Genomic DNA, 18283 nt, shown 5'->3' with positions numbered 1-18283 from the left:
CGGGTTCCGGGTTCCGGGGGCCGGTGGGCGGCCCCCGGTGGGTACGGACATCACGATGCGGGGGGCCGCGCACGAACCGCCGACGGTCCACGCACGGCCGGCGCACGCCCGCGCACGCCCGCGCACGGCGGCCCTCGGCCCGGCGGGTGGGCCCGCCGTCCGGGGGACGTCACCGGTTAGCGTGATCACATGCTTTTCGAGGTGCTGGGCCCGGTCACCGTCCGGACGGACGGGGGAACTCCCGTCCCCGTGCCCGAGTCCAAGGTGCGTACGCTGCTGGCCGCGCTGCTCGTGCGGTACGGCCGGCCGGTGCCGGTGGACCGGCTCGTGGACGACCTGTGGGGCGCGGAACCCCCGGGCAATCCCGCCAACTCCCTTCAGACCAAGGTCTCCCAGCTGCGCCGGGCACTGGCCGCGGCGGACCCCGGGGCCCGCGCCCTGGTGGCGTACGGACCGGCCGGGTACACCCTGCGGGTGGGCCGGGAGCAGGTGGACGCGGGACGGTTCGAGGCCCTCACCGCGCGCGCCCGGGCGGAGGGTGAACCACGTTCCCGCGTAAGGCTGTTGGCGGATGCGCTGGGGCTCTGGCGCGGGGCGGCCTACGCCGACGTACGGGACGCCGGGTTCGCCCGGGCGGCGGTGGCCGGGCTGGAGGAGCAGCGGGTGACGGCCTGGGAGGACTGGGCGGAACTCCGTCTGGAGCTGGGCGAACACACGGTATTGGCCGATGACTTGGCTGCCCTGGTGGGCGAACACCCCTTGCGCCAGCGGCTGTCGGCCGCGTATATGCGGGCGCTCTACGGGGCGGGGCGGCAGAACGAGGCCCTGGGCGCCTACCGGGAGCTGCGGGAGCGGTTCGCCGAGGAACTGGGGATCGACCCGGGACCCGCCCTGGCCAGGCTCCACGAGGCGATGCTCCGGCAGGACCCGTCCCTGGAGCCGCCTCTGGAGCCGGGTCTCGCGGCGGGTCTCGCGGCGGGCTCGCCGACGGCCCCGGTGGCGGACCGGGTTCCGGACCCGGTCGGGGGCGCGCCATGGGGCGCACGGGCCGGTACGGGCGCGGGCGCGCCCGGAGCCACGCGCGCGGGCACACCGGGCGCCACGCCCACGAACGCGCCCCCGGCGGCACCCCCGGCCGGGCCCGGAAGCGCCCCCGCGAGCGGGAGCCCGGCCGTCCCCGGCAATGTGCCCGCGCCCGTCAGCTCGCTGGTCGGGCGCGAGGCGGCGGTCGGCCGGGTGGCGGAGCTGGTGCGGGCCGGGCGGCTGGTGACCCTGGTCGGGCCCGGCGGGGTCGGGAAGACCCGGCTGGCGCTGGCGGCGGCCGCCCGGATGACCGCGCCCGCCGAGTTCCCCGCCGCGTTCCCCGAGGAGTTCCCCGACGGGGTCTGGTTCGTCGAACTCGCCGGCATCGGCGCGGGCGGCGATCCGGCGGACGCCGTGGCGGACGTGCTCGGCCTCCGCGACGACGGGCCCGACACCGGGGCGGCGGCGGGCGGTCCCGTCGGCGGCGGTCCGCCCGGCAGCGGTCCGGCGGGCACCGCCGAGCGCCTGGCCGGGGCGCTCGCCGGGCGGCGGCTGCTGCTCGTCCTCGACAACTGCGAGCAGCTCGTCGAGCCGCTCGCCGCCCTGGTCGGCCCGCTGCTCGGCCGCGCCCCCGGCCTGCGGATCCTCGCCACCAGCCAGGACCCCCTGGCGCTGGCCGGGGAGACCCTGGAGGCGGTGGCCCCGCTCGACGGCGCCGAGGCCATGGAACTCTTCGCCGCGCGGGCCGCCGCCGGCGCCCCCGGTTTCGTCCTGGAACCGGGCAACAGGGAGGCCGTGGCGCTGATCTGCCGTCGGCTGGACGGGATCCCGCTGGCCCTGGAACTGGCCGCCACCCGGGTCCGGACCCTCGGTGTGCACGCCCTCGCCGACCGGCTGCACGACCGTTTCCGGCTGCTCAGCCAGGTGCGCCGGGACGCCCCGGCCCGCCAGCGGACCCTGCGCGCGATGATCGACTGGAGCTGGGAGCTGCTGCCCCCGGCCGAGCGGATGCTGCTGCGCCGGCTGGCCGTGTTCACCGGCGGGTTCACCCTGGAGTCCGCCGAGGCGGTCTGCGCCGGGCCGGACCTGCCCGAGTACGAGGTGCTCGACCTGCTGAGCCGGCTGGTGGACCGCTCCCTGGTGGGCACCGGCTACACGGCGGACCCGGACGGCGCCCCCCGCTACCGGATGCTGGAGTCGGTCCTGGCGTACGGCCTGGAGCGGCTGGCCGAGGCGGACCCGCCGGAGCGGGACCGGGTCCGCCGCCGGCACGCCCGGCACTTCGCCGACCTCGCCGAGCGGGCGGCGCCCGCGCTGCGCGGACCGGACCAGCGGCACTGGCTGGCCCGGCTCGACGCCGAGTCCCCGAACCTGCGGGCCGCCCTGGAGGAGGGCGGCCCGGAGGGTCTGCGGCTGGTCAACTCCCTCTCCTGGTACTGGCATCTGCGCGGCCGGATCGGCGAGGCGGTCCGCGCCCTGGACCTGGTCCTCGGGGCGGCCCCCGCCGGCGCGCCCGATCCGGTCGCGCTGGCCTCCGCCCGGACCCGGCGGGCGGCCTTCGGCCTGATCAGCGGCAGCGACGCCGTGCCGCCCGCGAGCGGCTCCGGCACGGCGGACGGGGCGGACGGGGCGGACGGGGCGGACGCGGACAGCCGCTGGCTGCTGGCGTTCGCCCACTGCGGTTTCGCCGGACCGGCCGGGCGCCGTGCGGAGGACGAGGAACTGGGCTCCCTCCACGAGGAGTTCCGGGCCGCCGGGGACCTCTGGGGGCAGGCCGCCACGCTCGGCGTCCGGGCCAACCGCGCCCTCTACCGGGGGGACCTCGCGGAGCTGCGCCGCTACGCCGAGGCCAATGCGGCGCTGTTCGCCGAGACCGGTGACCGGTGGGGCCTGCTGGGGGCCAACGAGCAGCTGGGCGTCCTCGCCGAGATCTCCGGGGACTACGCGGAGGCGGCCCGGCTGCACGAGGCGGGGGTGCGGGACGCCGAGGCCCTGCGGCTGTGGACCAGTGCCTCCTTCGGGCTGAGCAGGCTGGGCCGGATCGCCCTGCTGACCGGGGACGACTCGGGGGCCACCGGCTACCACGAGCGGGCCCGGCGGCTGGCCGCGGAGCAGTCCCACCGGCCGGCCGAGCAGTTCGCCGAGACCGGCCTGGCGCTCGGGGCCCGCCGGCGCGGGGAGCCGGACGTGGCGGAGGCCCTGCTGCTGCCCTGGCTGGACTGGAACCGCCGGCTGGGCGTGGACTCCGGTACGGCGCTGATCCTGGCCCAGCTCGGTTACGCGGCCGAGCAGCGCGGGGACGCGGCCGGGGCCGAGCGGCTGCACCGGGAGGGGCTGGCGGCGGCCGACCGGACCGGCGACCCGCGGGCCCGGGCGCTGGCCCTGGAGGGGCTGGCCGGCGCCTTCGCGGCGGACGGCCGGGCCGAGTCGGCGGCCCTGCTGCTGGGCGCGGCGGCGCAGCTCCGGGAGTCCCAGGGCACCCCGCTGCCGCCGGGCGAGCGCACCGACACCGACCGGGCGACCGCGGCCGCCCGGTCCGCCCTGGGCGGGCCGGCCTTCACGGCCGCCGTCACCCGCGGCCGGGCCCTGCCCGCCGCCGGACTGGAGGCACTGCTCGACGCCGAAGCCCCCGCCGAACGGGACGCACCGCTCACCCCCGGCGCCCCCGCCGCCCACGGCCGGGCCCCGGCCCCCGCCGAGGGCGAGGGGCTGCTCATGGCCGGCTCCCCGGCCGGGATCGCCACCCCCGGCGGGGCGCACGCTCCCGGCGACGGCACCCACGCCCCCTGACCCGACCGCCCACCCGATCCGGCCGCCCGGCCGCCTTGCCGCGCCCGTACTCCGTCCGGCCCGGGCCGGACGGACCCGGGCATCGGCATGGCCCCGGTCAGCCGCAGAGCAGGGCCGCGTACAGGTCGAGCTTGTGGTCGAGGCGGGACAGGTCGCGGCCGGTCAGGGACTCGACCCGTTCGATCCGGTAGTGGACCGTGTTCACGTGCAGGTGCAGGGCCTCCGCCGTGCGGGTCCAGGAGCAGTTGTTCGCCAGGAACACCTCCAGGGTCTCGCGGAGCATCCCGTCGCCCAGCAGGCCGAGGGTCCGGGCCCCGAACACCCTGCGCACCTCGGGCGGCACCCCGGCCAGCAGTGCCGACAGGGTGTCGAGTTGGTCGACCGCGCGGACCGGGCGTTCCTGGTCCGCCGCGGTGAGCGCGAACCGGGCCTGGCCGAGGGCCGTCCGCAGGTCCTCGGTGCCGGCCGCGCGGGCCCCGAGGCCGAGCCGGAGGTCCGGGTCGGGGTGGCAGGCCCGGACCAGCGGCCAGATCCCCGCCAGCGCCTCCGCCACGTCCGGCGCGCCTCCCGCCTCCGCCTCCGGCCCCCCGGCCGTCCCCGTCCCCGCCTCCGCCCCCTCGTGCAGTACGGCGGCCGCCCGGCCGACCACGGCGGTGCCGCCGAGGTGGGCGAGTGCCTCGGCGAGGGCGTCCCCGGAGGTGGCGACCAGCACCCGGTAGGGGCCGCGCGGCGGCAGTCCGGCGGCGTGCAGGGCGTCCTCCAGTACCCCCGGCTCGGATGGGACCGGCGAGTCCAGCAGGGCGATCAGCTCCTCCCCGGCCCGCCGGTCGGCCGCCGCGCGCCGGGCCTGGCCGTCCCGGTACTGGGCGAACACCTCGGCGATCTCGTGCAGCACCCGGGGCGGTGCCGCGTCCGGGTCCGGCACGTGCAGCTGCCAGGCGTCGTAGGGGCTGCCGTCGGCCTCGATCCGCAGGCTGACCCCGCCCGGCCGGGCCGGTCCGGCCGCCCGTGCGGGGGCGATGGGCGGGGCGGAGGGGGTACGGGCCACCGTGCGGCCGCTCGCGGTCAGCAGGTAGCAGGGCAGCCGGCCCAGGTGGGCGCAGGCCCGTTCCAGCAGCTCGGCCGGTCCGGCGCCGCGTTCCAGCAGTCCGCTGAGCTCGTTGCGGACGTTCTCCGGGAGCGCGAACAGCCGGGTCGGGCGGCGGCTGAGGTCCCCCCACTGGCGCAGGTACACGGTCTCGGTCACCGCCCGGAAGCTGGTCCGGGCGGGCACCGACAGCAGCGGGATGCGGCGGGCCCGGCAGGCGTCGAGGAGTTCCTCGGGGACCCGGCCGTGGGTCTCCTCCCCGGCGAGCAGGGCGCTGGCCCCGGCCTCGGCGAGGGCGGCGACGAAGCGTTCGGTGCGGGCGGGCTCCCCGGGCGCCCACCAGACCAGCCCACTGAGCACGATCTCGCCGGGGCCCAGGAAGCGTCCCGGGTCCTCCAGGTCGGTGGCGGTGACCCCGCTGACCTCGTGGCCGAGAAGGGCCTCCTCGCCCCAGAGCAGGGTGAGTCCGAGGCTGTCTGTCTGGAGCAGGTCGAGGACGTGCACGGCGGGTCTCCTTGCGGTGGGTGCTGCCCACGTTCGCGAGGTGAATACGGGGCTTGCCATGGTAAATGCAAGGGCAATTCGATAGTTAGCCTCTTGGACGATCCACCAGGAGCGGTCGGTGCGCGATGGTGGTTTTCCGTGTCCGGGACCAGTCGCCTCCCACCCGTCCCCGTTGTTTCACTGGCCGGAATCCCAACAGGAACGACTGCAGGAACGACTGGCGGCGGAAATGGATCTGAACACCGTGCTCGACGTGCGGGACGCACGGCGCCGGGAACCCTGGCGCGAGGGCGACGCCTGGCTGGGCGGCGGCACCTACCTGTTCTCCGAGCCGCAGCCGCACATCCGCCGGCTGGTCGACCTCTCCCGGATGGGCTGGGCACCGCTCTCCTGGCATCCGGACGGCTCCCTGGAGATCTCCGCCACCTGCACCATCACCGAGCTCTCCCGGTTCGGCCGGACCCTGCCCGCCACCGCCGCCCCGCTCTTCGAGCAGTGCTGCCGCGCCTTCCTGGCCTCCTTCAAGATCTGGAACATGGCCACCGTCGGCGGGAACCTCTGCAACGGCCTGCCGGCCGGCCCGATGATCTCCCTGACCGCCGCCCTGGACGGGGTCTGCCTGATCCAGGGCCAGGACGGGGCCACCCGCCGGGTCCCCGTCGACTCCTTCGTCAAGGGCGCCGGGGTCAAGGACCTGAACCCCGGCGACCTGCTCCGCTCGGTGACCCTGCCGGCCCGCGCCCTGGACGCCCGTACCGCCTTCCGGCAGGCCTCCCTCTACGGGCTCGGCCGCTCCGGCGCCCTGGTCATCGGCACCTCCGACCCGCAGGACGGCGCCTTCTCGCTGACCGTCACCGCCGCGACCACCCGGCCCTTCCGCTTCTGGTTCCCGCTGCCCCCCACGGCCGCCGAACTGCGCCGCACCATCGACGGTGCCGTCCCGGCGGCGGACTGGTTCGACGACATCCACGGACTGCCCTCCTGGCGCCGCCACATGGCGCTGCGCCTCGCCGAGGAGATCCGCCGCGAACTCACCGAGGAGACCGACCGATGAGCTTCGAGATCGAGATCAACCGGAAGCGCTTCGAGAAGGACCCGCGTCCCGGCCAGTGCCTGCGCACCTATCTGCGCGACCAGGGCTGGTTCGGCGTGAAGAAGGGCTGCGACCAGGGCGACTGCGGGGCCTGCACGGTCCATGTCGACGGCCGGCCCGTGCACAGCTGCATCTACCCGGCGGTCCGCGCCGAGGGCCGGTCCGTCACCACCGTGGAGGGCCTGGCCCGGGAGGGCGGCGAACTCCACCCGGCACAGCAGAAGTTCCTCGACGCCCAGGGCTTCCAGTGCGGGTTCTGCACGGCCGGGTTCCTGATGACCACCGCCGCCCTCCAGGCCGAGCAGGGCACCGCCCACGACGACGGGAAGCTCGACGACCTGCCGCGCGCCTTCAAGGGCAACATCTGCCGCTGCACCGGCTACCGGGCCATCGAGGACGCGGTGCGCGGGGTGAAGCACACCGAACTCCCCGGGGCCGGCGAGGCCGTCGGCAAGAGCCTGGGCGCCCCGGCCGGCCCGCTGGTGGTCACCGGGACCGCCCGCTACACCTTCGACGTGGAGGTGCCCGGGCTGCTCCACATGAAGCTGCTGCGCTCCCCGCACCCGCACGCCCGGATCGTCTCCATCGACACCAGTGACGCCCTCGAAGTCCCGGGCGTGCACGCCGTGTTCACCCATCATGACGCCCCCGAGCACCTCTACTCCTCGGCCCGGCACGAGCACCCCACCGAGGACCCGATGGACACCCGCGTCCTGGACGACGTGGTCCGCTTCGTCGGCCAGCGGGTGGCGGCCGTGGTCGCCGACAGCGAGCAGGCCGCCGAGGAGGGCTGCCGCCGGGTGGTCGTCACGTACGAGGAACTGCCGTATGTGATCGACCCGGAGGAGGCCATGCTCCCGGGCGCCCCGGTGATCCACCCCAAGGGCCCCGAGTCGGGGATCTTCCGGGCCGGGAACAACGTCTGCGGGGAGGTCCACAACACCCTGGGCGACATGGAGCGGGGCTACGCCGAGGCGGACGTGGTCCACGAGGAGACCTTCCAGACCCAGCGGGTGCAGCACGCCAGCCTGGAGACCCACGGCAGCGTCGCCTACTTCGAGCCCAAGGAGGACGGGACCGGCGAGCGGATCACCGTCCGCTCCTCCACCCAGGCCCCGTTCCTGACCCGGCGGGCGCTGTGCGCGCTCTACGACCTGAACGAGGACGAGGTCCGGGTGGTCGCGGGCCGGGTGGGCGGCGGGTTCGGCGGCAAGCAGGAGATGCTCACCGAGGACATCGTGGTCCTCGCCGCCCTGAAGCTGCGGCGCCCGGTGAAGCTGGAGTTCACCCGGGCCGAGCAGTTCTACGGGGCCACCACCCGCCACCCCTTCAAGATCACCATCAAGATGGGGGCCAAGGCCGACGGCACCCTCACCGCGCTCCGCATCCGGGTGGTCGCCAACACCGGCGCCTACGGAAACCACGGCCCGGCCGTGATGTTCCACAGCGTCGGCGAGTCCTTCGCCGTCTACCGGGCGCCGAACAAGGAGGTGGAGGCCTACTCCGTCTACACCAACGGGGTCCCGGCCGGCGCCTTCCGCGGCTACGGCCTGGGACAGGTCCTCTTCGCCCTCGAATCGATGATGGACGAGCTGGCGATCAGACTCGGCATGGATCCCCTCGAACTCCGCGAGAAGAACGTCATCGGCCCCGGCGACCACATGGTGACCCCGATCGGCCACGAGGAGGACCTCTTCATCGCCTCCTACGGGATGAAGCAGTGCATGGAGGTGGTCCGCGAGGCCATCGCCGAGGACCGCAGCCATCTGGACGTGCCGGAGGGCTGGCTCACCGGCACCGGCACCGCGGTCGCCATGATCGCGACCGGGCCGCCGGGCGGCCACTTCGCCGACGCCCGGGTCAGCCTGCTCCGCGACGGCACCTACGACATCGCGGTCGGCACCGCGGAGTTCGGCAACGGCACCACCACCGTCCACAAGCAGATCACCGCGGGCGCGCTGAACACCACGGTCGACCGGATCACCGTCCGCCAGTCGGACACCGACGTGGTCCGGCACGACACCGGCGCCTTCGGCTCGGCCGGCACGGTCGTCGCGGGCAAGGCCGTGATGCTGGCCGCCCAGTCCCTCGCCGAACGCCTCCAGACCTTCGCCGCCCGGCACACCGGGGTCGCCCGGCACCTGTGCAAGCAGGGGACCGAGGCCTTCGACTGCGCGGGCCGCACCGTCACCCTCAAGGAGCTGTACGAGGCCGCGTACGACAAGGGCGCGCTGGAGGAGATCGCGGCGGACGGCCACTGGGGCGGCAGCCCCCGCTCGGTGGCCTTCAACGCCCAGTGGTTCCGGCTCGCGGTCGACCCGGGTACCGGCGAGATGAAGATCCTGCGGAGCGTGCACGCGGCCGACGCGGGCAAGGTCATGAACCCGATGCAGTGCCGCGGCCAGGTCGAGGGCGGAGTAGCCCAGGCCCTGGGCGCCACCCTCTTCGAGACCGTACGGGTGGACGGGCGCGGGGAGGTCACCACCGCGGCCTTCCGCCGCTACCGGCTGCCCCAGTACGCCGATGTCCCGCGCACCGAGGTCCACTTCATGGAGACCTCGGACGCCATCGGCCCGCTCGGCGCCAAGTCGATGAGCGAGAGCCCCTTCAACCCGGTGGCCCCGGCCTTCGCCAACGCCCTGCGGGACGCCACCGGGGTCCGGTTCACCGAGCTGCCCGTGACCCGCGATGCGGTCTGGCAGAAGATGCAAGGTGAATCGCACTAGAACCCGCTCAGCTGCCAGCTGTCTCAATACCCCAAGCTCGCAGACGAGGTTTCCGCCATGGCCGAAGGAGGGCATCAGCCCTCCATGGCCGAACTCGTGCTGCACGGAGAACTGGCGCACCCAGGGCTGCTCAGCGTCGCGGACCTGCGCGCCTGGCGCCGGCACCGGGCGGAGGTCACCTTCGACTGCGCGACCAACGGCCCCCAGCACCATGTGTTCGAGGGGCCGCTGCTGCGCGAGGTGGTCGCCGACGCCGGGCCGGTGTTCGACTCCGGCCGGCGCAAGGACCGCTCCCGGTTCCTGATCACCGTCAGAGGCGGGGACGGCCACCACAGCGTGGTGGCCTGGGCCGAGCTGGACGAGGACTTCGGCGGCAGCCCGGTCCTGCTGGCCACCCGCCTCGACGGCCGGGACCTCGACGGCGCGGGCGCCCAGCTGGTGGTCCCCTCGGACCGCTGCGGAGCCCGCTGCGTGAGCGCGGTCACCCGCGTCTGGTTCGGCGCCCTGCCCGGCACCCCGGCCGTCAGGACCCCGGCCGGGGTCCTGACGGCCTAGGCAGCCGGAAGGGACGGCCTAAGCCTCGGAGAACTCCGGCATCTCGCCGACCGTGGTGGACAGGTCGATCACCGCGAACGCCGCGCCCTGCGGGTCGGCGATGGCCGCGAAGCGGCCGAACGGGCTGTCCATCGGCCCGAAGTGCAGTTGCCCGCCGAGGGACTTGGCCTTCTCCACCGCCGCGTCACAGTCCGGGACGGTGAAGTACAGCTGGATGTAGGAGGGCACCTCGGGCGGGAAGTCCTCGCCCATCAGCATCCGGCCCAGCACCGGCTGCGGGGCGTCGCCCAGGCTGAACACCCGGAAGTCCATCTCGGGCTCGTCCGGGTCCGCCATCTTCTCCGACCGGTAGGGGAACACGCCCTCCAGGAAGGCGTCGGCCCGGTCCGGGTCGCGGGTGAACACCTCGGCCCAGGCGTAGGCGCCGTTCTCGCCCATCTTCTCGAAGCCCCGGTGCTCGCCCGGCTGCCAGATCCCGAACACCGCCCCGCTGGGCTCCTGCGCGAGGGCCATCGTGCCGAAGGTGCCGATCTGCATCGGCTCCATCAGCAGGGTGCCGCCGGCCGCCTTCACCTTCGCGGCGGTGGCCGCCGCGTCCGCCGAGGCGAAGTACAGGCACCAGGCCGAGGGCACGTCCTCGCCGCCCGGCATCGGCGGGACCACGGCCGCGACCGCCTTCCCCTCGGAGTAGGCCTGGGTGTAGCTGCCGAACTCACTGGCCGCCTCACCGAAGGTCCAGCCCAGCACCTCCGCGTAGAAGGCCTTGGCACCCTCCACGTCCTTGAACATGGCATCGGCCCAACACGGTGCGCCCTCGGGGAAATCAGTCATGATCGATCCACTCCTGTCACGTGTCCGCTCCGCTACCACGCTAGGCCGGGGGTCCGACAACCGCGCGGGGAGCGGCCGGCCGGGGCAGGCTGGAGGCATGGACACGGACATCACCTTCCGGCTCGCCCAGCAGCCCGAGGCGGACGCGCTGCTCGGCCGCAGCCCCCTGGCGGCCCTGGTCGGCATGCTGCTCGACCAGCAGGTGCCGATGGAATGGGCCTTCACCGGCCCCTGGACGATCGCCTCCCGGCTCGGCGCCGAGGACCTCGACGCGCACGCCATCGCCGCCTACGACCCGGAGGCCTTCGCCGCGCTGCTCTCCGAGAAGCCGGCCGTGCACCGCTATCCCGGGTCGATGGCCAAACGGGTGCAGCAGCTCTGCGCGTACCTGGTCGAGCACTACGACGGAGAGGTCACGGCCCTCTGGGCGGACGCCGGCACCGGGGCGGAGCTGCTGCGCCGGCTGAAGGCGCTGCCCGGCTTCGGCGAGCAGAAGGCCCAGATCTTCCTGGCCCTGCTGGGCAAGCGGATGGGCGTACGCCCCAAGGGCTGGCGGGAGGCGGCCGGGGACTACGGCCCGGCCGGGGTCTACCGCTCGGCGGCGGACATCACCGGCCCGGAGTCCCTGGCGAAGGTCCGCGCCCACAAACAGGCCGCGAAGGCGGCGGCCAAAGCAGCGGCGGCCAAGAATTGACCGGGAAAACCGACCCCTGATTGACCTCTTTACCCGGTCAACGGGCGAAATAGATTGATCATATGAAGACCACGCAGCCCCTGATCACCCGCGCCGCCACCGCCGAGACCGTCTCCGACGCCCCCGGCAGCCTGATCACCCTCCTCGCCGACCAGCCCGGCCTCACCTGCAACACCGCCCGCTTCGAGCCGGGCGCGGCCGGCGCCCCGGTGCACTTCCACACCCGGGCCACCGAGTTCTTCTACGTCCTCGACGGCCGGCTGGACCTGCTCCTTGGCCAGGAGGTCGTCACCCTCGGCCGGGGGGACTTCCTCGCCGTCCCGCCCGGCACCGAGCACGCCTTCGCCCCCGCCCCCGGCACCGGCGCCGAGGTGCTCGTCGGCTTCGCCCCCGGCATGGAGCGGTTCGACTACTACCGCCTGCTGGGCCGGGTCAACGCCGGGGAGGCCACCGTCCAGGACATCAAGGACTCCTCCCCGGTATACGACAACCACTACGCCGAGAGCACCGTGTGGAGCAGCCGCGCCCGCTGAGGACGGCCGGCGACCGCCGGACCGCAGGCCGTCAGCGCCGCCGCCGGGCCGTGCCGAACAGCGACCGTGAGATCTCCCGGCCCAACTGGGTGCCGATCGACCGGGCCAGCGAGCGGAACAGCCCGCTGCCCACCACCTGTTCGGTCAGCGAGGGATCCGGCTTGGGGGCCTTCGCCGCCGTCCTGGCCTGCTTCTCGGCCTCCTTCTCCGCCTCCGCCGCGGCGGCCGCCGCCTCCGCCGCCGCTTCCGCCGCCGCCTGGTCGGCGCTGATCTTCTCGTAGGCCGACTCCCGGTCCACCGGCTCCGCGTACCGGGACCAGAGCAGCGAACCCCTGACCGCCGCGTCCAGCGCGCCCGCCTCGATCGGACCCATCAGCGACTGCGGCGCCCGCAGCCGGGTCGCGGCCACCGGGGTCGGCGCCCCGTTCTCGCTCAGCACCGTCACCACGGCCTCGCCGGTGCCCAGCCCGGTGAGCAGCTCCTCCAGGTCGTACTCCGAATGGGGGAAGGTCTTCACGGTGGCCTTCAGGGCCTGCGCGTCGTCCGGGGTGAACGCCCGCAGCGCGTGCTGCACCCGGTTGCCGAGCTGGGCCAGCACGTCCGCCGGCACGTCCTTCGGCGTCTGGGTCACGAAGAACACCCCGATGCCCTTCGACCTGATCAGCCGGACCGTCTGGGTGATGGCCTCCAGGAACGCCTTGGACGCCCCGTTGAACAGCAGGTGCGCCTCGTCGAAGAAGAAGACCAGTTTGGGCCGGTCCAGATCGCCGACCTCCGGAAGATCGGTGTAGAGGTCGGCCAGCAGCCACATCAGGAACGTCGAGAACAGCTGGGGTTTGTCCTGGACCGCCGGGAGTTCCAGGACGGAAACCGTTCCACGGCCGTCCGCCGCCGTCCGCAGGAATTCACTGGTGTCGAACTCGGGCTCGCCGAAGAACTCCGACGCCCCCTGCTGCTCGAATGCGGTGAGGGCCCGCAGAATGACTCCGGCGGTGACCGTGGAGAGACCCCCGATCCCCTTCAGTTCGGGCTTTCCGCGATCGGAAACCAGAAATGCCACCACCGCCCGGAGATCCTTCAGATCGATCAGTTCCAGGCCTTTGGAATCCGCGTAGTGGAAGATCAGACCGAGCGACTGCTCCTGCGTCTGGTTGAGCTGGAGCACCTTCGACAGGAGCACCGGACCGAATGCGGTCACCGTGGCCCGCACCGGAATTCCGGGCCCGATCCCGCCCAGCGAGTAGAACTCGGCGGGGCAGCCCCGGGGCTCCCATTCCTGGGCCACCTCCCGGGCCCGCTCCTCGATCCTCGGGCCGGGAGTGCCGGGTGCCGACACCCCGGAGACGTCCCCCTTGACGTCCGCGAGGAACACCGGCACCCCGTTCGCCGACAGCTGCTCCGCGATGAGCTGCAGCGTCTTGGTCTTCCCGGTGCCGGTGGCACCCGCGACGAGCCCGTGCCGGTTCAGCATCGACAGCGGCACCCGGATCTGCAGATCCGGCCGGCAGCTCCCGTCCCAGAGCAGGGCCCCCAGGTCGAGCGCGGGTCCGGTGAAGGCGTAACCGGCGGCGATCCGATCGGCCGGCGCGGTGCTGTCGCTCATCTCTCACTCCCGAAATAGGACTGTTTGCCACCTTTGCATCAACGTCGCGAGGCTGCGCCCGCAGGCACCGGCCCGGTAGGCTTTCCGTGTGATCTTCAAGCGCATCGGAAGCGGGCGGCCGTACCCCGACCACGGCAGGGAAACCACCCGGCAGTGGGCGGACGTAGCGCCGCGCCCGGTCCGGCTGGACCAGTTGGTGACCACCAAGGGACAGCTCGACCTCGAAACGCTGCTCGCCGAGGACTCCACCTTCTACGGCGACCTTTTCGCGCACGTCGTGAAATGGCAGGGCGACCTCTACCTGGAGGACGGCCTGCACCGGGCCGTGCGCGCCGCACTGCAACAGCGCCAAGTGCTCCACGCCCGCGTTCTCGAACTGGGCTGATTGAGCCTTTCGGGTCTGCTCTGCACTATCAACACATCATTTAGTAGGCATCGTCCCCGGGCCGCACTACGCTGCGCCCATGAGCATGCTCACTCCCCCCGGCATGGGCGGAAAGTACCGCGTAACGGGAGCCGCTTACCCCCGTATGTCCCGTCCGCGGCGCCGCCGACGGATCGTGCTCGCCGTCCTCGGCGCCGTCGTGGCGCTCGGCCTGCTGGGCTACGGGACGCTTCAGCTCGTCGACGTCTTCGGCAACGACGGCAAGAAGAACACGGCGGGATCCGGCACCCCCTGCACCCGCGACAAGGCCGAAGGCACGGCGGTCAAACCGGCCGCGGCCCCCGCCGGCGCCTCCAAGGCCCCCGCGGCGGCACTGCCCAAACCCGGCCAGATCACCGTCAACGTCTACAACGCCACCCCGCGCTCGGGCCTCGCCAAGGCCGTCGGCGACGAACTGCGCAAACGCGGTTTCGTGGTCGGCAAGGTCGGGAACGCGCCCGCCACCTTCGACAAGAAGGTGCCCGGAACCGGGATACTGCTGGGCTCCCCCAAGACCGACAAGCGGGCCTACGCGGTCCTCGGCACCCAGCTGACCGGCGCCACCCTGCAGACCGACACCCGCGCGAGCGCGGACATCGACCTGATCCTGGGCACCGCCTTCACCCAGCTCAAGGCGAAGCCGGAGGCCGACAAGGCCATGGCCGTCCTGGCCAACCCCGTGCCGGCTCCGGCGAACTGCTGAACCAGCACCGCCTCCGGCCGGGCCGGAGGCGGTGAAGACAACAGGCAGCGGTACCGCCGCCGCCCGGCGGCTACTCGGCGGCGCCGTACATCCGGTCGCCCGCGTCGCCCAGCCCCGGCACGATGTAGCCGTGCTCGTTGAGCCGCTCGTCCACCGAGGCGGTGACCACGGTGACCGGCTGCCCGGCCAGGTCCCGCTCCATGACCTCGATGCCCTCGGGGGCGGCCAGCAGGACCACCGCCGTCACATCGTCGGCACCGCGCTTGATCAGCTCCTGGATGGCCGCGACCAGCGTGCCGCCGGTGGCCAGCATCGGGTCCACCACGTACACCTGCCGGCCCGAGAGGTCCTCCGGCATCCGCGTCGCGTACGTGGAGGCCTCCAGGGTCTCCTCGTTGCGGACCATGCCCATGAAGCCCACCTCGGCGGTCGGCAGCAGCCGCACCATGCCGTCCAGCATGCCCAGCCCGGCCCGCAGGATCGGCACCACCAGCGGACGCGGGTACGACAGCTTCACGCCCCGGGTCGGACCCACCGGGGTCTCGATGTCCGACGGGTCCGTCCGCACGTCCCGGGTCGCCTCGTAGGCGAGCAGGGTCACCAGCTCGTCGGCGAGCCGACGGAAGGTCGGGGAATCGGTGCGCTTGTCGCGCAGGGTGGTCAGTTTGTGCGCCACCAGCGGGTGGTCGACGACGTGAATCCGCATAACCCCACAGTAACCGCGCCGACCGCCCTGTGAGACCGGCCCGGCAGTGGCATCAATCCGGCCGTCCGGGGGAAGGTGGGGGCAGGGGGGGTCTGCTTCGCGACGCGGAGGAGGACGACGGACCAGCCATGGACGGTGGCCGATGCCCGAGACGATGCCCGACCGGCAGCCGAGCGGGAGCACACAGGACGAGGAGCCCGAGACCAGCGCCCAGCGACGGGCGCGCCGGGCCCAGTTCCTGCGCGAGCTGAACGAGGCCCGCGAACTGCGCGACCGGGTCCAGCCGCGGCGCGCCCGGGCCGCCCGCATGCGCCAGCAGATGCGGATGCGTACCTTCCGCTGGTGACCCGGGGCCCGCCCCGACGGCCCTGCCGACCCGCTCGCGGCCCCTCCGGGCACCCGCGACGCGCGCGGCGCGGCACGACGCAAGCGCGGAAGACCTCTCGCAAAGCCTCCGTTTCTGCCACGATGCCGATGGGGCGGGGCATGAACCGGCACGCGTCAATGTCCGTCCACCCCTCAGCCTCCGGCCGGGGGGACCTCCAACCGGCATCACGCCTATGACCAGTGGGAGAGTCACGGTGTACTTCGCCGCACTGCTCGCGCGCACCGAAGACGGGTGGGAAGCGAGCGACCTGGAACTCGACGACGTCGAGTCCCTGACCGATCTGACCGATCTCGCCCGCGACGCCGCGGTGGACGAGGACACGGTGGTCGCCTTCATCGAGCAGGAGGACGGCTGGTTCGGCGTCGTCCGGATCGACGGTGAGGACGACCCCCGGATCTTCGTCTCGAACGCCGCGGCGGCCGCTCGCAGCTCGTACGGCTCGATGCTCACCGAGGAACTGCTCGGCAGCGACGAGGACGACGAACTCGACGAGCTGGACCTCGACGGGACCGAGGACGGCGAGGAGGAGGCGGTCGCCGCCTTCGAGGAGGAGGACCTCGACCACGAAGAACCGGACACCGGCGCGGAAGCCGGTGCGGCCCGGGCGGGCGCCGACCCGGCCCCCGACGGACCGCTCGGCGACCTGGACCTGCTCGCCGACCTCGGAGTGAACCGCAGGGCGCTGGTCGCCCTCGAAGACGACGCCCTGGGCGGCCTCGCCGAGGCACTGGGCGCCACCGATGTGCTGGAGACCGTTCGCTAGTGACCCACCCGCACGACTCGCACGACTCGCATCACCCGCACGACAGGCATCACGCGCACGACCCGCACCACTCGCACCACAGGAAGGACGCGCGCGGTCCCGATCCCCTGCGGGACCCGTGGCGGGACGCCATGCGCCGGGCGCTGGCGGAAGCCGCCCGGGCGGTGCCGGCCGGTGACGTACCGGTCGGCGCCCTCGTGCTCGGCCCCGACGGCGGGCTCCTCGCCGCCGGCCACAACGAGCGCGAGGCCACCGGGGACCCGACCGCGCACGCCGAGGTACTGGCCCTCCGGCGGGCCGCCGCGGAGCTCGGCTCCTGGCGGCTCCCGGAGTGCACCCTGGTCGTCACCCTGGAGCCCTGCGTGATGTGCGCCGGAGCCCTGGTCCAGTCCCGGATCGCCCGGGTGGTCTACGGGGCGGACGACGAGAAGGCCGGCGCCGCCGGCTCGCTCTGGGACCTGGTGCGCGACCGCAGGCTCAACCACCGGCCCGAGGTGATCCGCGGCGTGCTGGCCGAGGAGTGCGCCGGGCAGCTGACGGAGTTCTTCCGCGGGCTGTGACCCACTCCCCGCCCGCTTCCCGCCCACTCCCCGCCCGCTCCCGGCCCGGACGGCATACGGATTTCGGCGCACGGGCCTCTTTGGGCTAAGCTCTCTCTCGGTAGCGTGTCCGAGCGGCCGAAGGAGCACGCCTCGAAAGCGTGTGATGGTGCAAGCTATCCGTGGGTTCAAATCCCACCGCTACCGCTCTGGACCTGGAGCCCCGCCCCGCAAGGGACGGGGCTCCAGGCGTTTCCGGGGCCGGTCGGCACCACCGTCACGGCCGTACGGCACCCCCCGCCGTGGCGCCGTACGGGCGGTGGCGCGTGACCGGGGCGGCCGGTGCCGCGTTGAGACGGCATGAACACGACCCGGCGCATGCTCGCCGCCATCGCCCTCGCGGGAGCCGCCGCCGGCCTCGCCGCCCCCGCCGCCTCCGCCCTGCCGGTGGCCCCGCTCACCCTCCCCGACCTCCCGCAGGCCGCCCCCGGCATGCCCGCCGCCGCCGGCCCCACCTCCGTCCAGGAGATCGGCGGCCAGCTCAACCAGCTCAACCAGGCCGGCGAGCTGATGAACCTGCCCAACCACCTGGCCCCGGTCATCGACCCGCTCCAGCCGGTCCTGGGCCTGGCCGGCGCCGTCCAGTAACGGCGCCGTCCGGTAACGCGCAGAAGGCCCCGACCGGGGGTCGGGGCCTTCGCACGCGGGGCGGGGGAAACGGCATCGGGGGGACAAGCCGTTTCCCCCGACGGGGACGGAACCTGCCAGTCCGGGCCGCAGTCAGGGGGGAAGCTTGCGGCTCGGACCCCGCAGTGAGGTCCTGTCCCTGCCCCCCGGTTTCCTGCCAGAACCGGTGGGCTCGACAACAATCCTGCGCCTGAACGGGCCGGGGATCACGCGGCGAAGGGCCCCAGATGACGGGTCGTAGGTCCTTAAAGACCGGGTGAGTGATCGAACCCGAGCGGTTAGACTCCTCCGAGTTCGCAGGACCGGCAGGGGAGGCCGAAACCGCTCGTGGACACCAGAAAGCTCATCACGGGCGCCCTTACCGTGTTCGTCCTGTTCGTCATCATCACCCAGCCGAAGCGTGCCGCCGAGATGGTGGAACTGGGCTTTCAGGGCATATCGGATGCCGCCAAAGCAATCGGTGAGTTCATGACCGAACTGGTGAACTGAACCCGTACGCCGATCCGGTTCGTTCGGCATGCTCTTCACGCTCTTCCGCACCCTCCACTGCGACAGGTGGGGGGTTTTCCGCGTATCCGAACCGGAGCTCCGAGCATAGCCGCCAAATGTCCCAACTTGCCCTCAACACGGCAAT

17 protein-coding genes and 1 tRNA gene are annotated in these 18283 nt (G+C 73.4%); 14 read left to right on the top strand and 4 right to left on the bottom strand.

The features are described 5' to 3' along the window. Positions 1-189: 189 nt before the first annotated feature. On the top strand, positions 190-3813 hold the full coding sequence (locus tag ACZ50K_RS26410; protein WP_468907480.1) for an AfsR/SARP family transcriptional regulator: 3624 nt from the start codon (positions 190-192) through the stop codon (positions 3811-3813). Positions 3814-3910: 97 nt separating this feature from the next. Here the strand turns inward: ACZ50K_RS26410 and ACZ50K_RS26405 are convergent, their stop codons facing one another. After that, positions 3911-5404, bottom strand: a complete 1494-nt coding sequence (locus ACZ50K_RS26405) for a helix-turn-helix domain-containing protein (protein WP_468907479.1) — start codon at positions 5402-5404, stop codon at positions 3911-3913. A 229-nt stretch (positions 5405-5633) separates the two neighbouring features. Here ACZ50K_RS26405 and ACZ50K_RS26400 point away from each other — a divergent pair, with 229 nt between their 5' ends. The 3 genes from ACZ50K_RS26400 (at position 5634) to ACZ50K_RS26390 (ending at position 9778) form a co-directional block, all read left to right on the top strand. Continuing rightward, a complete protein-coding gene (locus ACZ50K_RS26400) occupies positions 5634-6458 on the top strand; it encodes an FAD binding domain-containing protein (protein WP_468907478.1) in 825 nt (274 codons plus the stop codon). Beyond that, positions 6455-9223: a molybdopterin-dependent oxidoreductase gene (locus tag ACZ50K_RS26395; protein ID WP_468907476.1), complete on the top strand. Its 2769-nt coding sequence runs from the start codon at positions 6455-6457 to the stop codon at positions 9221-9223. Before ACZ50K_RS26400 ends, ACZ50K_RS26395 begins: the two co-directional genes overlap by 4 nt. Positions 9224-9307: 84 nt before the next feature. Further along, positions 9308-9778: a molybdopterin-dependent oxidoreductase gene (locus ACZ50K_RS26390; protein WP_468907474.1), complete on the top strand. Its 471-nt coding sequence runs from the start codon at positions 9308-9310 to the stop codon at positions 9776-9778. A gap of 18 nt (positions 9779-9796) precedes the next feature. On the opposite strand, the gene ACZ50K_RS26385 is transcribed toward ACZ50K_RS26390, so the two are convergent. After that, positions 9797-10609: a VOC family protein gene (locus ACZ50K_RS26385; protein WP_468907472.1), complete on the bottom strand. Its 813-nt coding sequence runs from the start codon at positions 10607-10609 to the stop codon at positions 9797-9799. A gap of 97 nt (positions 10610-10706) precedes the next feature. Here ACZ50K_RS26385 and ACZ50K_RS26380 point away from each other — a divergent pair, with 97 nt between their 5' ends. Continuing rightward, positions 10707-11303: an HhH-GPD-type base excision DNA repair protein gene (locus ACZ50K_RS26380; protein WP_468907471.1), complete on the top strand. Its 597-nt coding sequence runs from the start codon at positions 10707-10709 to the stop codon at positions 11301-11303. A 62-nt stretch (positions 11304-11365) separates the two neighbouring features. Continuing rightward, complete coding sequence (locus tag ACZ50K_RS26375; RefSeq protein WP_468907470.1) at positions 11366-11836, top strand: cupin domain-containing protein; 471 nt, start codon at positions 11366-11368, stop codon at positions 11834-11836. Positions 11837-11867: 31 nt separating this feature from the next. Here the strand turns inward: ACZ50K_RS26375 and ACZ50K_RS26370 are convergent, their stop codons facing one another. Beyond that, positions 11868-13439 (bottom strand): helicase HerA-like domain-containing protein, encoded by a 1572-nt coding sequence (locus ACZ50K_RS26370; RefSeq protein ID WP_468907468.1) that lies wholly within the window; start codon positions 13437-13439, stop codon positions 11868-11870. An 88-nt stretch (positions 13440-13527) separates the two neighbouring features. On the opposite strand from ACZ50K_RS26370, the gene ACZ50K_RS26365 reads away from it, so the two are divergent. Further along, positions 13528-13824, top strand: coding sequence for a type II toxin-antitoxin system VapB family antitoxin (locus tag ACZ50K_RS26365; RefSeq protein WP_283457276.1), 297 nt, complete (start codon positions 13528-13530; stop codon positions 13822-13824). A 79-nt stretch (positions 13825-13903) separates the two neighbouring features. Beyond that, positions 13904-14566, top strand: a complete 663-nt coding sequence (locus ACZ50K_RS26360) for a LytR C-terminal domain-containing protein (RefSeq protein WP_468907467.1) — start codon at positions 13904-13906, stop codon at positions 14564-14566. Positions 14567-14636: 70 nt separating this feature from the next. On the opposite strand, the gene upp is transcribed toward ACZ50K_RS26360, so the two are convergent. Then, positions 14637-15272 carry a uracil phosphoribosyltransferase gene (upp, locus tag ACZ50K_RS26355; protein ID WP_468907466.1) on the bottom strand — a complete coding sequence of 212 codons (636 nt, stop codon included), beginning with the start codon at positions 15270-15272 and terminating at the stop codon, positions 14637-14639. Between the two features lie 154 nt (positions 15273-15426). Between upp and ACZ50K_RS26350 the strand changes: the two genes are divergently transcribed. The 6 genes from ACZ50K_RS26350 (at position 15427) to ACZ50K_RS26325 (ending at position 18138) form a co-directional block, all read left to right on the top strand. Continuing rightward, positions 15427-15618: a hypothetical protein gene (locus ACZ50K_RS26350; protein ID WP_468907571.1), complete on the top strand. Its 192-nt coding sequence runs from the start codon at positions 15427-15429 to the stop codon at positions 15616-15618. A gap of 235 nt (positions 15619-15853) precedes the next feature. Then, on the top strand, positions 15854-16423 hold the full coding sequence (locus ACZ50K_RS26345; RefSeq protein ID WP_468907569.1) for a tRNA adenosine deaminase-associated protein: 570 nt from the start codon (positions 15854-15856) through the stop codon (positions 16421-16423). Positions 16424-16554: 131 nt separating this feature from the next. After that, positions 16555-16983: a tRNA adenosine(34) deaminase TadA gene (tadA, locus tag ACZ50K_RS26340; protein ID WP_468907567.1), complete on the top strand. Its 429-nt coding sequence runs from the start codon at positions 16555-16557 to the stop codon at positions 16981-16983. Between the two features lie 99 nt (positions 16984-17082). Then, positions 17083-17169 (top strand) — tRNA-Ser (locus ACZ50K_RS26335). Positions 17170-17322: 153 nt separating this feature from the next. Then, positions 17323-17610, top strand: coding sequence for a hypothetical protein (locus ACZ50K_RS26330; RefSeq protein WP_468907464.1), 288 nt, complete (start codon positions 17323-17325; stop codon positions 17608-17610). A gap of 366 nt (positions 17611-17976) precedes the next feature. Further along, a complete protein-coding gene (locus tag ACZ50K_RS26325) occupies positions 17977-18138 on the top strand; it encodes a hypothetical protein (protein WP_468907463.1) in 162 nt (53 codons plus the stop codon). Positions 18139-18283: the final 145 nt, after the last annotated feature.

This window comes from Streptomyces sp. NPDC033845, from assembly GCF_055576225.1.
Note: the sequence above shows the minus strand (reverse complement) of the source record. Positions and strands in the feature narration are given on the sequence as shown.

Bases quoted from the DNA above. Each gene is read 5' to 3' on its own strand.
- ACZ50K_RS26410 (WP_468907480.1), top strand. From the start codon at position 190: ATGCTTTTCGAGGTGCTGGGCCCGGTCACCGTCCGGACGGACGGGGGA.
- ACZ50K_RS26400 (WP_468907478.1), top strand. From the start codon at position 5,634: ATGGATCTGAACACCGTGCTCGACGTGCGGGACGCACGGCGCCGGGAA.
- ACZ50K_RS26395 (WP_468907476.1), top strand. From the start codon at position 6,455: ATGAGCTTCGAGATCGAGATCAACCGGAAGCGCTTCGAGAAGGACCCG.
- ACZ50K_RS26390 (WP_468907474.1), top strand. From the start codon at position 9,308: ATGGCCGAACTCGTGCTGCACGGAGAACTGGCGCACCCAGGGCTGCTC.
- ACZ50K_RS26385 (WP_468907472.1), bottom strand. From the start codon at position 10,609: ATGACTGATTTCCCCGAGGGCGCACCGTGTTGGGCCGATGCCATGTTC.
- ACZ50K_RS26380 (WP_468907471.1), top strand. From the start codon at position 10,707: ATGGACACGGACATCACCTTCCGGCTCGCCCAGCAGCCCGAGGCGGAC.
- ACZ50K_RS26375 (WP_468907470.1), top strand. From the start codon at position 11,366: ATGAAGACCACGCAGCCCCTGATCACCCGCGCCGCCACCGCCGAGACC.
- ACZ50K_RS26370 (WP_468907468.1), bottom strand. From the start codon at position 13,439: ATGAGCGACAGCACCGCGCCGGCCGATCGGATCGCCGCCGGTTACGCC.
- ACZ50K_RS26360 (WP_468907467.1), top strand. From the start codon at position 13,904: ATGAGCATGCTCACTCCCCCCGGCATGGGCGGAAAGTACCGCGTAACG.
- upp (WP_468907466.1), bottom strand. From the start codon at position 15,272: ATGCGGATTCACGTCGTCGACCACCCGCTGGTGGCGCACAAACTGACC.
- ACZ50K_RS26350 (WP_468907571.1), top strand. From the start codon at position 15,427: ATGCCCGACCGGCAGCCGAGCGGGAGCACACAGGACGAGGAGCCCGAG.
- tadA (WP_468907567.1), top strand. From the start codon at position 16,555: ATGCGCCGGGCGCTGGCGGAAGCCGCCCGGGCGGTGCCGGCCGGTGAC.
- ACZ50K_RS26330 (WP_468907464.1), top strand. From the start codon at position 17,323: ATGAACACGACCCGGCGCATGCTCGCCGCCATCGCCCTCGCGGGAGCC.